Consider the following 17,694-nt stretch of genomic DNA (forward strand, 5'->3'; position numbering starts at 1 on the left):
ATGTTTTTAAGTCAGGAAGATTTTGCCACGGTAGTGCGTTCGACTCCGCTCATCTCAATTGATTTGATCGTGGAGAACGAACGCGGCGAGTTCTTGCTGGGGAAACGAACCAACCGTCCTGCACAGGGCTTCTGGTTCGTGCCCGGCGGGCGCGTGCAGAAGGATGAGCGGCTCAGCGATGCGTTTGAGCGTCTCGCTCTGGCGGAACTGGGCCTGCAGCTGCCGATGGCAGCGGGCCAGTTTTACGGGGTCTGGCAGCACTTCTATGACGATAATTTTTCAGGCACCGGGTTCACCACGCACTACATCGTGCTGGGGTTCCGCCTGAAGGTGAGTGAGGCAGACCTGCGTCTGCCTGATTCTCAGCATGACGATTACCGCTGGCAGACGCCAGAGGCGCTGCTTGCCAGCGACAATGTGCATGACAACAGTCGTGCCTATTTCCTGGCTGAACGTCAGGCCGAGGTGCCGGGCATATGAAGATCCTCGTATACGGAATCAACTACTCGCCGGAATTAACCGGCATTGGTAAATACACCGGCGAGATGGTCGAGTGGATGGCGAGCCAGGGACATGACGTGCGGGTCATTACCGCGCCGCCGTACTACCCGGAGTGGAAAGTCGGGGAGCGCTACTCAAGCTGGCGCTACCGTCGCGAAGAGGGCGCAGCGACCGTCTGGCGCTGCCCGCTGTATGTGCCTAAGCAGCCCTCAACGCTTAAGCGGTTACTTCATCTGGGCAGCTTTGCTCTGAGCAGCTTCTTCCCGCTGATGGCGCAGCGTCGCTGGAAGCCGGATCGCATTATCGGCGTGGTGCCAACGCTGTTTTGCACGCCAGGCATGCGCCTGCTGGGCAAACTCTCCGGCGCGCGCACCCTGCTGCACATTCAGGATTATGAAGTTGACGCCATGCTGGGCCTGGGGATGGCAGGCAAAAGCAAGGGCGGCAAGGTGGCGAAGCTCGCCAGCGCGTTTGAGCGCAGCGGCCTGCACAACGTGGATTACGTCTCGACTATCTCGCGCTCGATGATGAATAAGGCGCAGGAGAAGGGCGTTCCGGCAGAGAAGGTGATCTTCTTCCCGAACTGGTCCGAAGTGGCGCGTTTTCGCGATGTGACTGAGCAGGACGCTCATGCCCTGCGCGCGCAGCTCGGTTTGCCTGAAGATCAAAAAATCATTCTTTACTCAGGCAACATCGGCGAAAAGCAGGGGCTGGAGAGCGTGATTGAAGCGGCCCAGCTGCTGAGTGAACATCCGTGGACGTTTGTGATTGTCGGGCAGGGCGGTGGAAAGGCGCGGCTGGAAAAAATGGCCGGGGAACGCGGCCTGACCAACGTGAAATTTTTCCCGCTTCAGTCTTACGAGACATTGCCTGCGCTGCTGAAGATGGGCGACTGCCATCTGGTGGTCCAAAAACGCGGCGCCGCGGACGCGGTGCTGCCGTCCAAGCTGACCAACATTCTGGCAGTGGGCGGTAACGCGGTGATCACGGCAGAAGCCGAAACAGAATTAGGCCAGCTGTGCGACAGCTATCCGGGAATTGCAGTGTGCGTGGAGCCGGAATCGGTCCCGGCGCTGGTAACCGGAATTGAGCAGGCACTTGCCATGCCAAAAGTGAACACGGTGGCACGTGAATATGCCGAACGCACGCTCGAGAAAGAGAACGTGCTGAGCCAATTTATTGCAGATATACGGGGATAAATCATGAGTCAAACCACTTTGTATCCGGTTGTGATGGCTGGTGGCTCTGGTAGCCGGTTGTGGCCGCTGTCCCGCGTGCTCTATCCAAAACAGTTCCTCTGCCTGAAAGGGGATCTCACCATGCTGCAGACGACGGTAAACCGTCTGCACGGCGTGGAGTGTGAAAGCCCGGTGGTGATTTGTAACGAACAGCACCGCTTTATTGTTGCCGAGCAGCTGCGCCAGCTGAATAAGCTCACCGAAAACATCATCCTGGAGCCTGCCGGACGCAACACCGCGCCCGCGATCGCCCTGGCGGCCCTGGCGGCAAAACGCAGCAGCCCGAACTGTGACCCGCTGATGCTGGTCCTGGCGGCAGATCACGTTATTCAGCAGGAAGACGCCTTCCGCGACGCGGTGCGTGCGGCGATCCCTTACGCCGAGAGCGGCAAGCTGGTGACCTTCGGCATCGTGCCGGATCTGCCGGAAACCGGCTATGGCTATATTCGTCGCGGCAGCGTGACGCCGGGTGAAGGCGACAGCGTGGCGTTTGACGTGGCGCAGTTTGTTGAAAAACCGAATCTGGAAACCGCGCAGGCGTATGTCGCCAGCGGTGAATATTACTGGAACAGCGGGATGTTCCTGTTCCGTGCCGGACGCTACCTGGAAGAGCTGCGCAAATACCGCCCGGATATTCTGAACGCCTGCGAGAAAGCGATGGCGGTGGTGGACCCGGATCTCGACTTCATCCGCGTGGATGAAGAGGCGTTCCTCGCCTGCCCGGAAGAGTCCATTGACTATGCGGTGATGGAACGTACGGCGGACGCCGTCGTGGTACCGATGGATGCGGGCTGGAGCGATGTCGGCTCCTGGTCCTCCCTGTGGGAGATCAGCGCCCATACCCCGGAGGGTAACGTCCACCACGGCGATGTTATTAGCCACAAAACGGAAAACAGCTACGTCTACGCCGAGTCCGGCCTGGTGACCACGGTCGGGGTGAAGGATCTGGTGGTTGTCCAGACCAAGGACGCCGTGCTGATTGCCGACCGTAACGCCGTGCAGGACGTTAAAAAAGTGGTTGAACAAATTAAGGCCGATGGCCGTCACGAGCACCATATTCACCGTGAAGTCTACCGTCCGTGGGGGAAATATGACTCCATTGACTCCGGTGATCGCTACCAGGTGAAACGCATCACCGTGAAGCCGGGCGAGGGGCTGTCGGTGCAGATGCACCATCACCGCGCCGAGCACTGGGTGGTGGTTGCGGGTACCGCTAAAGTCACTATCGACGGTGAAGTCAAACTGCTGGGTGAAAACGAGTCCATTTATATTCCGCTGGGGGCGACGCACTGTCTGGAGAACCCGGGGAAAATTCCTCTCGACTTAATTGAGGTGCGCTCCGGCTCGTATCTGGAAGAGGACGATATCGTGCGCTTCCAGGACCGCTACGGGCGGGTGTAGCACTCTGCATTATGCCCGGTGGCGCTGCGCTTACCGGGCCTGCGAATGACAAAAAAATCAATTTGGCCATTAAGTGGTCAGGGCCGACTGTTGCCTGAAAAAGGGGTCATCATGGAAAAATTAACCTGTTTTAAAGCCTACGATATTCGCGGCAAGCTGGGCGAAGAGCTGAATGAAGACATCGCGTGGCGCATTGGCCGCGCGTACGGCGAATATTTAAAACCGCAGACCATCGTGCTGGGCGGCGACGTGCGTCTGACCAGCGAATCCCTCAAGCTGGCCCTGGCGAAAGGGCTGCAGGACGCGGGCGTGGACGTGCTGGATATCGGCCTTTCCGGGACCGAGGAAATTTACTTTGCCACCTTCCACCTGGGCGTGGACGGCGGTATCGAAGTGACGGCCAGCCACAACCCGATGGACTACAACGGGATGAAGCTGGTGCGCAAGGGCGCCCGTCCTATCAGCGGCGACACCGGCCTGCGCGACGTGCAGCGCCTGGCGGAAGCCAACGACTTCCCGCCGGTGAACGACGCGAAGCGCGGCAGCTACAAAAAAATCAACCTGCAGAAAGAGTACATCGACCACCTGCTGGGCTACATCAACGTGGCGAACCTCAAGCCGCTGAAGCTGGTCATCAACTCCGGTAACGGCGCGGCCGGTCCGGTTGTCGATGCGCTGGAAGCCCGCTTTAAGGCGCTGAACGTGCCGGTGACCTTCGTCAAGGTGCACAACACCCCGGACGGCAATTTCCCGAACGGTATTCCTAACCCGCTGCTGCCGGAGTGCCGCGACGACACCCGCAACGCGGTGATTGAGCACGGCGCGGACATGGGCATCGCCTTTGACGGTGACTTCGACCGCTGCTTCCTGTTCGACGAGAAAGGGCAGTTCATCGAGGGCTACTACATTGTCGGCCTGCTGGCGGAAGCGTTCCTCGAGAAAAACCCGGGCGCGAAAATCATTCATGACCCGCGCCTTTCCTGGAACACCGTCGATGTGGTGTCAGCGGCGGGCGGCACGCCGGTGATGTCCAAAACCGGCCACGCCTTCATCAAAGAGCGTATGCGCGAAGAAGACGCCATTTACGGCGGCGAGATGAGCGCCCACCACTACTTCCGTGATTTTGCCTACTGCGACAGCGGGATGATCCCGTGGCTGCTGGTGACCGAGCTGCTGTGCCTGAAGGGGCAGACGCTGGGCGAGCTGGTGCGCGACCGCATGGCGGCGTTCCCGGCGAGCGGGGAGATCAACAGCAAGCTGGCGCAGCCGGCCGAGGCCATTGCCCGCGTGGAGCAGCACTTTGCGATCCACGCGCTGGAAATTGACCGTACGGACGGCATCAGCATGGCGTTCCCGCAGTGGCGCTTTAACCTGCGCTCGTCCAACACCGAGCCGGTGGTGCGCCTGAACGTGGAGTCCCGTGCTGACACGGCGCTGATGGAAGCCCGAACGAAGGACATTCTGGCGCTGTTGAATCAGTAACAATTGCCCCTCCCGGCGGGAGGGGGAACCGAATACAGGAACAACGATGACGAATCTAAAAAAACGCGAACGAGCGAGAACGAATGCATCGTTAATCTCTATGGTGCAGCGTTTTTCTGATATCACCATCATGGTCGGTGGATTGTGGGCGGTGTGTCGGATCGGCGGGTTGCCGTTCTTATATATGCATCTGCTGATGGCACTCATTGCGCTGGTCGTGTTTCAGATGATCGGCGGGATGACCGATTTCTACCGCTCGTGGCGCGGCGTGAAAATGACCACCGAACTGATGCTGTTGCTGCAGAACTGGACCCTGAGCCTGATCTTCAGCGCAGGCCTGGTGGCCTTCAGCCATGATTTTGATAATCGCCTCGTCACCTATCTCTGCTGGTATTTGATTACCAGCGTCGGCATGGTGGTGTGCCGTTCCCTGATCCGCTTCGGCGCGGGCTGGCTGCGTAACCGCGGTTATAACCGTCGCTTCGTTGCGGTAGCGGGCGATCTGCCGGTTGGTAAGGTCCTGCTCGACAGCTTCCGCAAAGAGCCGTGGTTAGGGTTTGAAGTGGTCGGGATTTATCACGACGCGAAGCCGGGCGGCGTGCCGTCGGACTGGGCGGGCAATTACGAACAGCTTATTGAAGACGCGAAAGCCGGTAAAATTCACAACGTCTACATCGCCATGCAGATGAGAGACGAATCTCGCATTAAGCAACTGATGCGCGAGCTGGCGGACACCACCTGTTCGGTGATCCTGATCCCGGACGTCTTTACCTTCAACATCCTTCATTCACGCATTGAAGAAGTTAACGGCGTGCCGGTGGTACCGCTGTACGACACCCCGCTGTCGGGCATTAACCGCGTGCTGAAGCGCGCGGAAGATATTGTGCTCTCTTCGCTGATTTTACTGCTCATCTCCCCGGTGCTGTGCTGCATTGCCCTCGCGGTGAAGCTGAGCTCTCCCGGCCCGGTTATCTTCCGCCAGACCCGCTACGGTATGGACGGTAAGCCGATTATGGTGTGGAAATTCCGTTCCATGAAGGTGATGGAAAACGACAAGGTGGTGACCCAGGCAACGCAGAACGATCCGCGCGTCACCCGCGTGGGGAACTTCCTGCGCCGCACCTCGCTGGATGAACTGCCGCAGTTTATCAACGTCTTCACCGGCGGCATGTCGATTGTTGGCCCGCGTCCGCACGCGGTGGCGCACAACGAGCAGTACCGCTCGCTGATTGAAGGCTACATGCTGCGCCATAAGGTGAAGCCGGGCATTACCGGCTGGGCGCAGATCAACGGCTGGCGCGGCGAAACCGACACGCTGGAAAAAATGGAAAAACGTATCGAATTCGATCTGGAATACATCCGCGAATGGAGTATCTGGTTCGATATCAAGATTGTTTTTCTGACCATCTTCAAAGGTTTCGTGAACAAAGCGGCGTACTAAGATGAGCTTACGTGAAAAAACCATCAGCGGGGCGAAGTGGTCAGCGATGGCGACCATCGTCATCATTGGCCTCGGTCTGGTGCAGATGACCGTGCTGGCGCGCATTATTGATAATCACCAGTTCGGCCTGCTGACCGTCTCGCTGGTGATTATCGCGCTGGCCGATACGCTGTCTGATTTTGGTATCGCCAACTCGATAATCCAGCGCAAAGAGATCAGCCATCTTGAGCTGACCACGCTCTACTGGCTGAACGTGGGGCTGGGGATTTTCGTGTTCGTGCTGGTGTTCCTGCTGAGCGACACTATCGCCAGCGTGCTGCATAACCCGGATCTGGCTCCGCTGATGCGCACGCTGTCGTTTGCCTTTGTGGTGATCCCTCACGGGCAGCAGTTCCGCGCGCTGATGCAGAAAGAGCTGGAGTTCAACAAGATTGGCATGATCGAGACCAGCGCGGTGCTGGCGGGCTTTACCTTCACCGTGGTGAGCGCCCATTTCTGGCCGCTGGCGATGACCGCTATCCTCGGATACCTGGTTAACTCTGCCGTGCGTACGCTGCTGTTCGGCTACTTTGGCCGCAAGATCTACCGTCCCGGGCTGCATTTCTCTCTCGCATCCGTCTCGTCCAACCTGCGCTTTGGCGCGTGGCTGACGGCGGACAGCATTATCAACTATGTGAATACCAACCTGTCGACGCTGGTGCTGGCGCGTATTCTTGGCGCGAGCGTGGCGGGGGGCTACAACCTGGCCTACAACGTCGCGGTGGTGCCGCCGATGAAGCTGAACCCGATAATCACCCGCGTGCTGTTCCCGGCCTTCGCCAAGATCCAGGACGACACCGAGAAGCTGCGCGTTAACTTCTACAAGCTGCTTTCCGTGGTGGGGATCATTAACTTCCCGGTGCTGCTGGGGCTGATGGTGGTTTCCAGCAACTTCGTGCCGCTGGTGTTTGGCGAGAAGTGGAACGGCATCATCCCGATCCTGCAGCTGCTGTGCGTGGTGGGGCTCCTGCGCTCCGTGGGGAATCCGATTGGTTCCCTGCTGATGGCAAAAGCGCGCGTCGACATTAGCTTTAAGTTCAACGTGTTCAAAACTTTCCTGTTTATTCCGGCGATTATCGTCGGCGGGCATATGGCGGGCGCCATCGGCGTCACGCTGGGCTTCCTGCTGGTGCAGATAATCAATACCGTTCTGAGCTACTTCATCATGATCAAGCCGGTGCTGGGCTCCAGCTACCGTCAGTACATCCTGAGCCTGTGGCTGCCGTTCTATCTCTCGTTGCCGACCCTGGCGGTGAGCTACGGCCTGGGCATCATCCTCAGCGGTCATCTGCCGCTGGCCGCGCTGCTGGCGGTACAGGTTGCCGCGGGCGCGCTGGCATTTGGCGTGATGATTGTGCTGTCACGCAATGCGCTGGTGGTGGAGATGAAGCGCCAGTTTTGCCGTAACGAAAAAATGAAAACGCTGCTTCGCGCAGGCTAGTTATTTAAGAGGCCATTATGAAATTATTAATTCTTGGCAACCATACCTGCGGCAACCGTGGCGACAGCGCCATCCTGCGCGGTTTACTGGATGCAATTAACACCCTTAAGCCTGAGACCGAAGTGGACGTGATGAGCCGTTATCCGGTCAGCTCATCCTGGTTACTGAACCGCCCGGTGATGGGCGACCCGCTCTACAGCCAGATGAAACAGCATAACAACGCCGCGGGCGTGATGGGCCGCGTGAAGAAAGTGCTGCGCCGTCGCTACCAGCACCAGGTGCTGCTTTCCCGTGTGACCGATACCGGCAAGCTGCGCAACATCGCTATCGCGCAGGGCTTTACCGATTTTGTCCGTCTGCTGTCCGGCTACGACGCCATTATCCAGGTGGGCGGTTCGTTCTTCGTCGATCTCTACGGCGTGCCGCAGTTTGAGCATGCGCTCTGCACCTTTATGGCGAAAAAGCCGCTGTTTATGATTGGCCACAGCGTCGGGCCATTCCAGGATCCGCAGTTTAACCAGCTTGCAAACTACGTGTTCGGCCACTGCGACGCGCTGATCCTGCGCGAGTCGGTCAGCCTCGACATGATGAAGCGCAGCGAAATTGACACCTCAAAAGTTGAGCACGGCGTGGACACCGCGTGGCTGGTGGATCACCAGGACGAAAGCTTCCAGCCGAGCTACGCGGTGCAGCACTGGCTCGACGTGGCGGTGAAACAGAAAACCGTCGCGATTACCCTGCGCGAGCTGGCGCCCTTCGATAAGCGTTTAGGCACGACCCAGGCAGCGTACGAGAAAGCCTTCGCCGACGTGGTGAACCGCGTGCTGGACAGCGGGTACCAGGTGCTGGCGCTCTCAACCTGCACCGGCATCGACAGCTACAACAAAGACGACCGTATGGTGGCGCTGAACCTGCGCAGCCTGGTGAACGATCCGTCCCGCTACCACGTGGTGATGGACGAACTGAACGACCTGGAGATGGGAAAGCTGCTCTCCGCCTGCGACCTGACCGTCGGCACGCGCCTGCACTCCGCCATTATCTCCATGAACTTTGGCACGCCGGCCATTGCCATCAACTACGAACACAAATCAGCAGGCATCATGCAACAGCTCGGTATGCCGGAAATGGCCGTGGATATCCGTCATCTGCTGGATGGTTCGCTGGGTGCCATGGTGGGCGACACGCTCGGCCAGCTGCCTGCGATCAATGAACGCCTGGCTGTGGCGGTGAAAGCCGAGCGCGAGAAGGGCATTGGGATGGTGAAATCGGTACTTGACCGCGTACGGGAGGGGAAATGAAGGTTGGTTTCTTCTTACTGAAATTTCCGCTGTCGTCTGAAACGTTTGTCCTGAACCAAATCACCGCGTTTATCGATATGGGATATGACGTGGAGATTATCGCCCTGCAAAAGGGCGATACCAAAAATACCCATGCGACGTATACCCAGTATGGCCTGGAGGCGAAAACCCGCTGGCTGCAGGATGAGCCGTCCGGGAAACTGAATAAGCTGCGCCACCGGGCCAGCCAGACCTTGCGTGGGATCCACCGCGCGTCGACCTGGCGGGCGCTGAATGTTTCCCGCTATGGGGCCGAATCCCGCAATCTGATCCTGTCGGCCATCTGCGGGCAAACCGCGCAGCCGTATCGTGCCGACGTGTTTATCGCCCACTTTGGCCCGGCGGGCGTCACCGCCGCGAAGCTGCGCGAGCTGGGCGTGATTGACGGTAAAATTGCGACCATCTTCCACGGTATCGATATCTCCAGCCGCGAAGTGCTGAACCACTACACGCCGGAATACCAGCAGCTTTTCCGGCGTGGCGACATGATGCTGCCGATCAGCGAACTGTGGGCCGGACGCCTGAAAAACATGGGCTGCCCGGGAGAGAAAATTGCCGTTTCGCGCATGGGCGTGGATTTAACGCGCTTTACCCGCCGTCCTGTCAAGGTGCCGGGAAAACCGCTGCAGATCATCTCCGTTGCTCGCCTGACCGAGAAGAAAGGCCTCCATGTGGCCATCGAAGCCTGCCGCCAGCTGAAAGCGCGCGGTGTGGATTTCCACTATCGCATTCTCGGCATTGGGCCCTGGGAGCGTCGTCTGCGCACGCTTATCGAACAGTATCAGCTGGAGGATGTCGTAGAAATGCCGGGCTTCAAGCCGAGCCACGAGGTCAAGGCCATGCTCGACGAGGCGGATGTCTTTCTGCTGCCTTCAGTGACGGGCGCCGATGGCGATATGGAAGGCATTCCGGTGGCGCTGATGGAGGCGATGGCCGTAGGTATTCCGGTGGTATCGACCCTGCACAGCGGGATCCCGGAGCTGATTAAGTCCGACCATTCCGGCTGGCTGGTGCCGGAGAATAACGCGATGGCCCTTGCGGACCGATTAGCTGCCTTCAGCGACATCGACCAGCAGGCGCTGGAGCCCGTGCTTCATAATGCACGACAAAAAGTGGAAGCCGATTTTAACCAGCAGGTGATTAACCGCCAGTTAGCGAGCCTGCTGCAAACGTTGTAACGCCGAGGATGTATGCTGAAAAAGATTACCCGACGCACCTTTGTCTCTTCTCTCTCCGTTCTGGCGGCCACGCCGCTGCTGTCGTCTCGCATTGCGCGGGCGGCAGCCGGAAGAACGGTCTCTGTTAATCAGTACAATAACAACGACTGGATCGCCGCCTTTAAGCAGGCGTTTAATGACGGCGACACCGTCGTTGTCCCTGCCGGGCTCACCTGCGAAAACATCAATACGGGTATTTTCATTCCCGACGGTAAAACGCTGCTGATCCGCGGGGCGTTAACCGGCAACGGGCGCGGCCGCTTTGTTCTGCAGGAAGGCAGCAAAGTGATAGGCGAAGGTGCTGGCCGCACGGAGAACATCACGCTCGACGTTCGCGGATCTGACTGCGTTATCAAAGGGCTGGCCATGAGCGGTTTTGGCCCGGTGACGCAGATCTACATCGGCGGCAAGAAACCGAGCGTGATGCGCAACCTGCTGATTGATAACATCAGCGTAAGCCAGGCCAACTACGCCATCCTGCGCCAGGGTTTCCACAACCAGGTGGACGGTGCCCGCATCACCAACAGTAAATTTAGCCATCTCCAGGGGGATGCGATCGAGTGGAACGTCGCCATCAACGATCGCAATATCCTGATCTCCGATCATGTCATCGACAACATCAACTGCACCAACGGCAAGATCAACTGGGGCATCGGCATTGGCCTCGCCGGCAGCACCTACGATAACGACTATCCGGAGAAGCAAACCGTCAAGAACTTCGTGGTGGCAAACATCACCGGCAGCAACTGTCGCCAGCTGGTGCACGTTGAAAACGGTAAGCATTTTGTTATTCGCAATATTAAGGCCAAAAATATTACTCCTGACTTCAGTAAAAAGGCGGGAATAGACAACGCCACGGTGGCCATCTATGGCTGTGATAATTTCATTATTGATAATGTCGATATGGTGAACAGTGCCGGAATGTTAATCGGCTATGGGGTGATAAAAGGCGATTATTTGTCCATCCCGCAGAACTTCAAGCTCAACAATATTCATCTCGATAACCGCCAGCTTGCCTATAAATTGCGCGGAATACAGATTTCATCCGGTAACGCCACCTCGTTTGTGGCGATAACCAACGTGGAGATGCAGCGGGCGACGCTGGAACTGCACAACAAGCCGCAGCATCTTTTCTTACGCAACATCAATGTGATGCAGGAAGCCGCTGTGGGGCCCGCCCTGAAGATTAACTTCGACCTGCGCAAGGATGTGCGGGGTAAATTCATGGCGAAAGATGAGACGTTGCTGTCGCTGGCGAACATAAAAGCAGTGAATGAGAAGGGGCAAAGCTCGGTCGATATTGACCGGGTCGACCAGCAGGTGGTGAATGTGGAAAGGCTTAACTTTGCGCTTCCTTCCTCCAGAAAGTAAGTCGTGGGGTCACATCTCATTGAGTGCGCGGTAATCCCTAAAATTTGTTACTGAACTCAGCGATTTTAGGGTTTATAATCCGTGCCATCTTTTCGTCAGTTCTGTCTTATCATTAGCGATACCTCAGGGAATACAGAGATTACCGGAGGTTTGCAAAACACACATAACGCACTGAGTGGTTTATGAACGATAAAGTTTTGTTTATTGGCGCGTCCGGTTTCGTTGGGACTCGTTTGATCGAGATTTCTAAGGCTGAGTTTAATGTAACCAACTTCGACAAGCAGCAAAGTCATTTCTATCCTGACATTACTGTTTCCGGAGATGTGCGCAATCAGGAGCAACTCGATCACGCTCTTGCAGGTTTCGACACAGTGGTATTACTCGCCGCTGAGCATCGCGATGATGTCAGCCCAACGTCGCTCTACTATGATGTAAACGTTCAGGGTACACGCAATGTACTGGCAGCTATGGAAAAAAATAATGTTAAGAATATTATTTTTACCAGTTCCGTTGCTGTTTATGGTCTCAATAAAGTCAATCCTGACGAATCTCACCCGCATGATCCTTTCAACCACTACGGTAAAAGTAAGTGGCAGGCGGAAGAGGTACTGCGCGAATGGTTCAACAAAGCGCCTGAAGAACGATCTCTGACCATTATTCGTCCAACGGTCATTTTTGGTGAACGCAATCGTGGCAATGTCTACAATCTTCTGAAGCAAATTTCGGGTGGAAAATTCGCAATGGTGGGCGCCGGAACCAACTATAAGTCTATGGCTTATGTGGGTAATATTGTTGAGTTTATCAAATTCAGATTGAGCAACGCTAACCCTGGCTACGACGTCTACAACTATGTCGATAAACCCGATCTGAATATGAATCAATTAGTTGCGGAGGTTGAAAAGAGCCTCAGCAAAAAAATCCCCTCAGTTCATCTCCCTTATCCTTTAGGAATGCTTGGCGGTTATTGCTTTGATATTCTTAGCAAAGTGACCGGTAAGAAGTATGCGATTAGTTCCGTACGTGTAAAAAAATTCTGTGCCACCACTCAGTTTGATGCCACTAAAGTGCACACCTCAGGTTTTAAAGCACCTTATACCCTATCTCAGGGACTGGACCGTACGTTGAAGTACGAGTTCGTGCATGAGAAGAAAGATGACATCACGTTTGTTTCTGAGTAGCAACTGACGATCTGGGATTTGTCGGAAACACGTTTTTCCTCTTCTTTATTGGTAGGGTTTCCGACGATTCTGGGTCACACTTATAGCGTAATGAGCTTAAGTAATCAGAGTTCTGAGCCAAACGTGATTTGCATTCGACGGAGTAGACTTTCTTCTTCAGGCATTTTTCCTGACACAGTTTATACTTCGTCAACCATATTAAGGTGGAAGAGATAATGATCAATTTGAAAGCAGTCATTCCGGTAGCAGGCCTGGGCATGCATATGCTGCCAGCCACAAAAGCCATTCCTAAAGAGATGCTGCCGATCGTCGACAAGCCAATGATTCAGTACATTGTCGATGAGATTGTTGCTGCAGGGATCAAAGAAATCGTCCTGGTTACGCACTCGTCCAAGAATGCGGTAGAAAACCACTTCGACACCTCTTACGAACTTGAAGCGTTGCTTGAGCAGCGCGTCAAACGCCAGCTGCTGGCGGAAGTGCAGTCTATTTGTCCGCCGGGTGTGACCATCATGAACGTCCGTCAGGCGCAGCCGCTGGGTCTGGGGCATTCTATCCTGTGTGCTCGTCCGGTTGTGGGTGATAACCCATTCATTGTTGTTCTTCCGGATATTATCATCGATACCGCTTCTGCCGATCCGCTGCGTTATAACCTAGCGGCAATGGTGGCGCGTTTCAATGAAACCGGTCGTAGCCAGGTGCTGGCAAAACGCATGAAGGGCGATCTTTCTGAGTACTCCGTAATTCAGACCAAAGAAGCGCTGGAGACGGAAGGGCAGGTGAGCCGCATCGTTGAGTTCATCGAAAAACCGGATCAGCCACAGACGCTGGATTCGGACCTGATGGCGGTTGGCCGTTATGTTCTGAACGCCGATATCTGGGCGGAACTGGAAAAAACCGAGCCAGGCGCCTGGGATCGTATCCAGCTGACCGACGCGATTGCCGAACTGGCGAAGAAGCAGTCTGTTGACGCGATGCTGATGACCGGCGACAGCTACGACTGCGGTAAGAAAATGGGGTATATGCAGGCGTTCGTGAACTATGGGCTGCGCAACCTGAAGGAAGGGGCGAAGTTCAGAACCCGTATTGAGAAGTTGCTCGCAAACGACTGATATTGCTGCAACGTCTTGAACAAGCGGCAGTCATTATTTTGGTGTATTGAATCTAGCCAAAATGATGACTGCCGTTTTTTATTATTAATCCTATGATTACATAGAGTTATAGGGTTTAAATCGGGATCGCTTTGTAGCGATTTGTGCTTGTTTCTGAGGTCGTTTAGGACGACAATTAACGCCAGTTTTTTGTCTGGATCCAGACAAGAAAAATCATTCAATCAGACATCGCTCAGTGCACTGGTAGCTGTTAAGCCAGGGGCGGTAGCGTGCTCAATTTCTGAAACCGTCAAAACCGATCGGATTCAGAGCGTAAATATCCAGACATTTCCAACAGACGGAACAGATAACGTGAAAATTCTTGTGACGGGCGGAGCCGGCTTTATCGGCTCAGCGGTTGTACGACATATTATTAAAAATACCCAGGACGACGTCGTCAATGTGGATAAGCTGACCTATGCCGGCAACCTTGAGTCGCTTAGTGAAGTCAGCGACAGCGATCGATATGTTTTTGAGCATGCGGATATTTGTGACAAAAATGCAATGGATCGTATCTTCGCAGAACATAAGCCTGATGCGGTTATGCACCTGGCTGCTGAAAGTCACGTCGATCGTTCTATTACCGGCCCGGCTGCGTTTATCGAAACCAATATCGTCGGCACTTATGTGCTGCTGGAAGCCGCACGAGCATATTGGTCAACGTTGGATGAGCAGGCGAAGAAAGCGTTTCGCTTTCACCACATCTCAACCGACGAAGTGTATGGTGATTTACCGCATCCTGATGAGCACCCCGCATCAGCTGAGCTGCCACTCTTCACTGAAACTACTGCGTATGCACCTAGCAGCCCATACTCAGCGTCGAAAGCCTCGAGCGACCATCTCGTTCGTGCCTGGCTGCGTACCTACGGTTTCCCGACTATCGTCACCAACTGTTCGAATAACTATGGCCCGTACCATTTCCCGGAAAAGTTGATCCCGCTCGTTATTTTGAATGCGCTGGACGGTAAAGCTCTGCCTATTTACGGCAAGGGCGATCAAATCCGTGACTGGCTATATGTAGAAGATCACGCGCGCGCGCTCTACACCGTTGTCACTCAGGGGAAACCGGGTGAAACGTACAACATTGGTGGCCATAACGAGAAGCAGAACCTGGAAGTGGTACAAACGATTTGCGACCTGCTTGATGAGATTGTGCCGAAGGTGGGGTCTTACCGCGATCAAATCACCTATGTGACTGACCGTCCGGGTCATGACCGCCGTTATGCCATTGATGCTGAGAAGATTAGCCAGACGTTGGGTTGGAAGCCGCTCGAGACCTTTGAAAGTGGGATCCGCAAAACGGTGGAATGGTATCTGTGTAATCAGCAATGGATTGATAATGTGAAAACAGGGAGTTATCAATCTTGGATTGCTAAGAATTATAATGACAGAAACTGAGTTAGATACGTTCATTGTCAACAAAATAAAAAATATTAAATTTACCCTTAAGAGGTGACAGTATGAAAGGAATTATATTGGCTGGTGGTTCTGGTACACGCTTATATCCAATAACTAAAGGCGTTTCAAAACAACTTTTGCCGGTTTATGATAAGCCTATGATTTATTATCCGCTTTCCGTATTAATGCTTGCGGGGATTAAGGATATTATGATCATCACAACACCAGAAGATAACGAGAGTTTTAAGCGTTTACTCGGTGATGGTTCTGATTTCGGAGTGAATTTATCTTATTCGGTTCAGCCTAAACCTGAAGGGCTGGCTCAAGCTTTTATTATTGCCGAGGATTTTATTGGTGATGATAGCGTATGCCTTGTATTAGGCGATAATATATTCTTTGGTCAGAGTTTTAGTAAAAAATTACGAGAAGCTGCAGAGAATAAAGATGGTGCAACTGTATTTGGCTATCAAGTAATGAACCCGAAAAGCTTTGGAGTGGTTGAGTTTGACTCAAATAATAATGTCATCTCAATTGAAGAGAAACCGAAAGTTCCAAAATCTAATTGGGCTGTCACAGGGCTTTATTTCTACGATAATGAGGTGATTTCGATCGCCAAAGGTATCACCCCTTCAGAACGAGGTGAACTTGAGATTACATCAATTAACCAAAAATACCTTAAAAAGGGTAAACTAAAAGTAGAACTCCTGGGACGTGGTTTCGCTTGGTTGGATACTGGAACACATGAAAGTTTGATCGAAGCGGGAAATTTCGTTGAAACGGTACAAAAGCGTCAAGGTATGATGATTGCTTGTCTTGAAGAGATCGGGTGGCGAAATGGATGGATCTCAACAGAAACTTTAGAAAACAGGGCTAAAGAGCAAAGTAAAAATGATTATGGTAGCTACTTGTTAAGATTATTAGATGGGGCGCACTAATTATATGGATATTAAACTTATTCCATTACAAACTCATGGCGATGAACGCGGTTGCCTTGTGTCTCTCGAAGAGTCAAAAAACATCCCTTTTACTGTAAAAAGGGTATATTACATGTTTGACACAAAGCAGGGTGTAAGCCGTGGTTATCATGCGCATATCAAACTGAAGCAGGTTGCTATAGCAGTCAAAGGTTCTTGTCGCTTCATTTTAGATAATGGCTCAGAACGCGTTGATATTATTCTTAACAATCCCGCCCAAGGGTTACTTATTGACTCCACTATGTGGCGAGAAATGCATGATTTTTCGGAAGATTGCGTTTTAATGGTTCTTGCCGACTCATTCTATGAAGAAACTGATTATATAAGAGATTACAAGCAGTTCCAGGAATTAGTAAAAAACAATTGTGATTTATCAAGCTAAATAATTTCCGTATAGATTAACTTGCAAGGCGAAAAAAATGATTAGTTTCCTAAATTTGGCAAAAATTAATAATCAGTATAAAGAAGAAATAACAGAAGCATTTGCGCGAGTATTAGATTCAGGTTGGTATATTGGTGGTGCAGAATTAAAGAAATTTGAAGAAGCGTTTGCAGACTATTGCGGTGTGAAATTTGCGCTTGGCGTTGCTAATGGACTAGATGCGTTAACCTTAACACTTCGTGCCTGGAAATTGATGGGTAAATTAAAGGATGGCGATAAAGTAATTGTGCCTGCTAATACTTATATCGCATCAGTACTTTCTATCACTGAAAATAAGCTACAGCCTGTTTTCGTTGAACCTGATGCTGATACTTTTAATTTATCAGCAGAAAATGTTGAAAAACACCTTGATGCCAATGTTAAATGTATTCTTGCTGTCCATCTATACGGGCAAATATGCCCTATGGACAAACTAAAAGAAATTGCTGATAAGCATAGTATTTTGATTCTTGAGGATTCAGCACAAGCGCATGGTGCTGAACTTAAGGGAATTAAAACCGGCAACTGGGGTGATGCAAGTGGTTTCAGCTTTTATCCTGGTAAAAATCTTGGTGCATTAGGTGACGCTGGGATGATTACAACAAATGATCCTGATTTAGCTGATGTTTTAACCGCATTGCGTAATTATGGTTCATTCAAAAAATATGAAAATACATATGTTGGAGTAAACAGTCGCCTTGATGAACTTCAGGCTGCTGTTTTGAATATCAAACTTACGCATCTTGATAGAGAAAATAATATTAGAAGAGATATCGCGTCGTATTACAGGACACACATTAATAACAATAAAATAAAGCTCCCAAAGGTCAATAATGAGTGTGAGCATGTTTGGCATCTTTTTGTTATTCAATCAGAACATCGTAATGAGTTACAAAAATACCTAAAAGAGAATGGTGTTGAAACGCTTATCCATTATCCTATTCCACCACACAAGCAACAAGCTTATTCGGTATATAACAATCTGAATTTGCCCGTCACCGAAATGATTCATGAGTCAGTTCTTAGCTTACCAATTGATACTACAATGACAAACGAAGAAATAATGAAAGTTGTAAGCGTTATTAACTCTTTTTAATTATATGT

Annotated in this window: 15 protein-coding genes; all 15 read left to right on the plus strand. The window is 52.7% G+C overall.

Annotated features, from left to right (window positions below; genetic code table 11):
* The 15 genes from ACZ6J2_RS07380 to ACZ6J2_RS07450 all read left to right on the plus strand — a co-directional run bounded on the left by ACZ6J2_RS07380 (position 1) and on the right by ACZ6J2_RS07450 (position 17,686).
* Positions 1-480 carry a GDP-mannose mannosyl hydrolase gene (locus tag ACZ6J2_RS07380; RefSeq protein ID WP_471725295.1) on the plus strand — a complete coding sequence of 160 codons (480 nt, stop codon included), beginning with the start codon at positions 1-3 and terminating at the stop codon, positions 478-480.
* Positions 477-1,700, plus strand: coding sequence for a colanic acid biosynthesis fucosyltransferase WcaI (gene wcaI / locus ACZ6J2_RS07385; RefSeq protein ID WP_471725296.1), 1,224 nt, complete (start codon positions 477-479; stop codon positions 1,698-1,700). The genes ACZ6J2_RS07380 and wcaI overlap by 4 nt, the downstream gene beginning before the upstream one ends.
* 3 nt (positions 1,701-1,703) lie before the next feature.
* The gene (cpsB, locus tag ACZ6J2_RS07390; RefSeq protein ID WP_421141657.1) at positions 1,704-3,140 is read left to right on the plus strand and encodes a mannose-1-phosphate guanyltransferase; all 1,437 of its coding nucleotides are present in this window, start codon (positions 1,704-1,706) and stop codon (positions 3,138-3,140) included.
* Between the two features lie 111 nt (positions 3,141-3,251).
* Positions 3,252-4,622: a colanic acid biosynthesis phosphomannomutase CpsG gene (gene cpsG, locus ACZ6J2_RS07395; RefSeq protein ID WP_023312395.1), complete on the plus strand. Its 1,371-nt coding sequence runs from the start codon at positions 3,252-3,254 to the stop codon at positions 4,620-4,622.
* A 46-nt stretch (positions 4,623-4,668) separates the two neighbouring features.
* On the plus strand, positions 4,669-6,063 hold the full coding sequence (gene wcaJ / locus ACZ6J2_RS07400; RefSeq protein ID WP_033145973.1) for an undecaprenyl-phosphate glucose phosphotransferase: 1,395 nt from the start codon (positions 4,669-4,671) through the stop codon (positions 6,061-6,063).
* Position 6,064: 1 nt separating this feature from the next.
* On the plus strand, positions 6,065-7,543 hold the full coding sequence (gene wzxC / locus ACZ6J2_RS07405; protein ID WP_039262643.1) for a colanic acid undecaprenyl disphosphate flippase WzxC: 1,479 nt from the start codon (positions 6,065-6,067) through the stop codon (positions 7,541-7,543).
* 17 nt (positions 7,544-7,560) lie between these two features.
* Positions 7,561-8,841, plus strand: a complete 1,281-nt coding sequence (gene wcaK / locus ACZ6J2_RS07410) for a colanic acid biosynthesis pyruvyl transferase WcaK (RefSeq protein ID WP_471725297.1) — start codon at positions 7,561-7,563, stop codon at positions 8,839-8,841.
* On the plus strand, positions 8,838-10,058 hold the full coding sequence (wcaL, locus tag ACZ6J2_RS07415; RefSeq protein ID WP_471725298.1) for a colanic acid biosynthesis glycosyltransferase WcaL: 1,221 nt from the start codon (positions 8,838-8,840) through the stop codon (positions 10,056-10,058). The genes wcaK and wcaL overlap by 4 nt, the downstream gene beginning before the upstream one ends.
* A 12-nt stretch (positions 10,059-10,070) precedes the next feature.
* Entirely contained in the window at positions 10,071-11,468 is a 1,398-nt protein-coding gene (gene wcaM / locus ACZ6J2_RS07420) for a colanic acid biosynthesis protein WcaM (RefSeq protein ID WP_421141653.1), read from the plus strand.
* A gap of 182 nt (positions 11,469-11,650) precedes the next feature.
* Complete coding sequence (locus tag ACZ6J2_RS07425; RefSeq protein ID WP_421141652.1) at positions 11,651-12,646, plus strand: NAD-dependent epimerase/dehydratase family protein; 996 nt, start codon at positions 11,651-11,653, stop codon at positions 12,644-12,646.
* A 215-nt stretch (positions 12,647-12,861) separates the two neighbouring features.
* Positions 12,862-13,758, plus strand: coding sequence for a GalU regulator GalF (galF, locus tag ACZ6J2_RS07430; protein WP_032641615.1), 897 nt, complete (start codon positions 12,862-12,864; stop codon positions 13,756-13,758).
* A gap of 351 nt (positions 13,759-14,109) precedes the next feature.
* The gene (rfbB, locus tag ACZ6J2_RS07435) at positions 14,110-15,195 is read left to right on the plus strand and encodes a dTDP-glucose 4,6-dehydratase (RefSeq protein WP_421141651.1); all 1,086 of its coding nucleotides are present in this window, start codon (positions 14,110-14,112) and stop codon (positions 15,193-15,195) included.
* 62 nt (positions 15,196-15,257) lie between these two features.
* Positions 15,258-16,130, plus strand: coding sequence for a glucose-1-phosphate thymidylyltransferase RfbA (gene rfbA / locus ACZ6J2_RS07440; RefSeq protein WP_471725299.1), 873 nt, complete (start codon positions 15,258-15,260; stop codon positions 16,128-16,130).
* Positions 16,131-16,134: 4 nt separating this feature from the next.
* On the plus strand, positions 16,135-16,551 hold the full coding sequence (locus ACZ6J2_RS07445; protein ID WP_094934304.1) for a sugar 3,4-ketoisomerase: 417 nt from the start codon (positions 16,135-16,137) through the stop codon (positions 16,549-16,551).
* Positions 16,552-16,588: 37 nt separating this feature from the next.
* Positions 16,589-17,686: a DegT/DnrJ/EryC1/StrS family aminotransferase gene (locus ACZ6J2_RS07450; protein ID WP_421141649.1), complete on the plus strand. Its 1,098-nt coding sequence runs from the start codon at positions 16,589-16,591 to the stop codon at positions 17,684-17,686.
* Positions 17,687-17,694 lie beyond the last annotated feature (8 nt).

It is taken from the genome of Enterobacter sp. E14S (assembly GCF_055666685.1).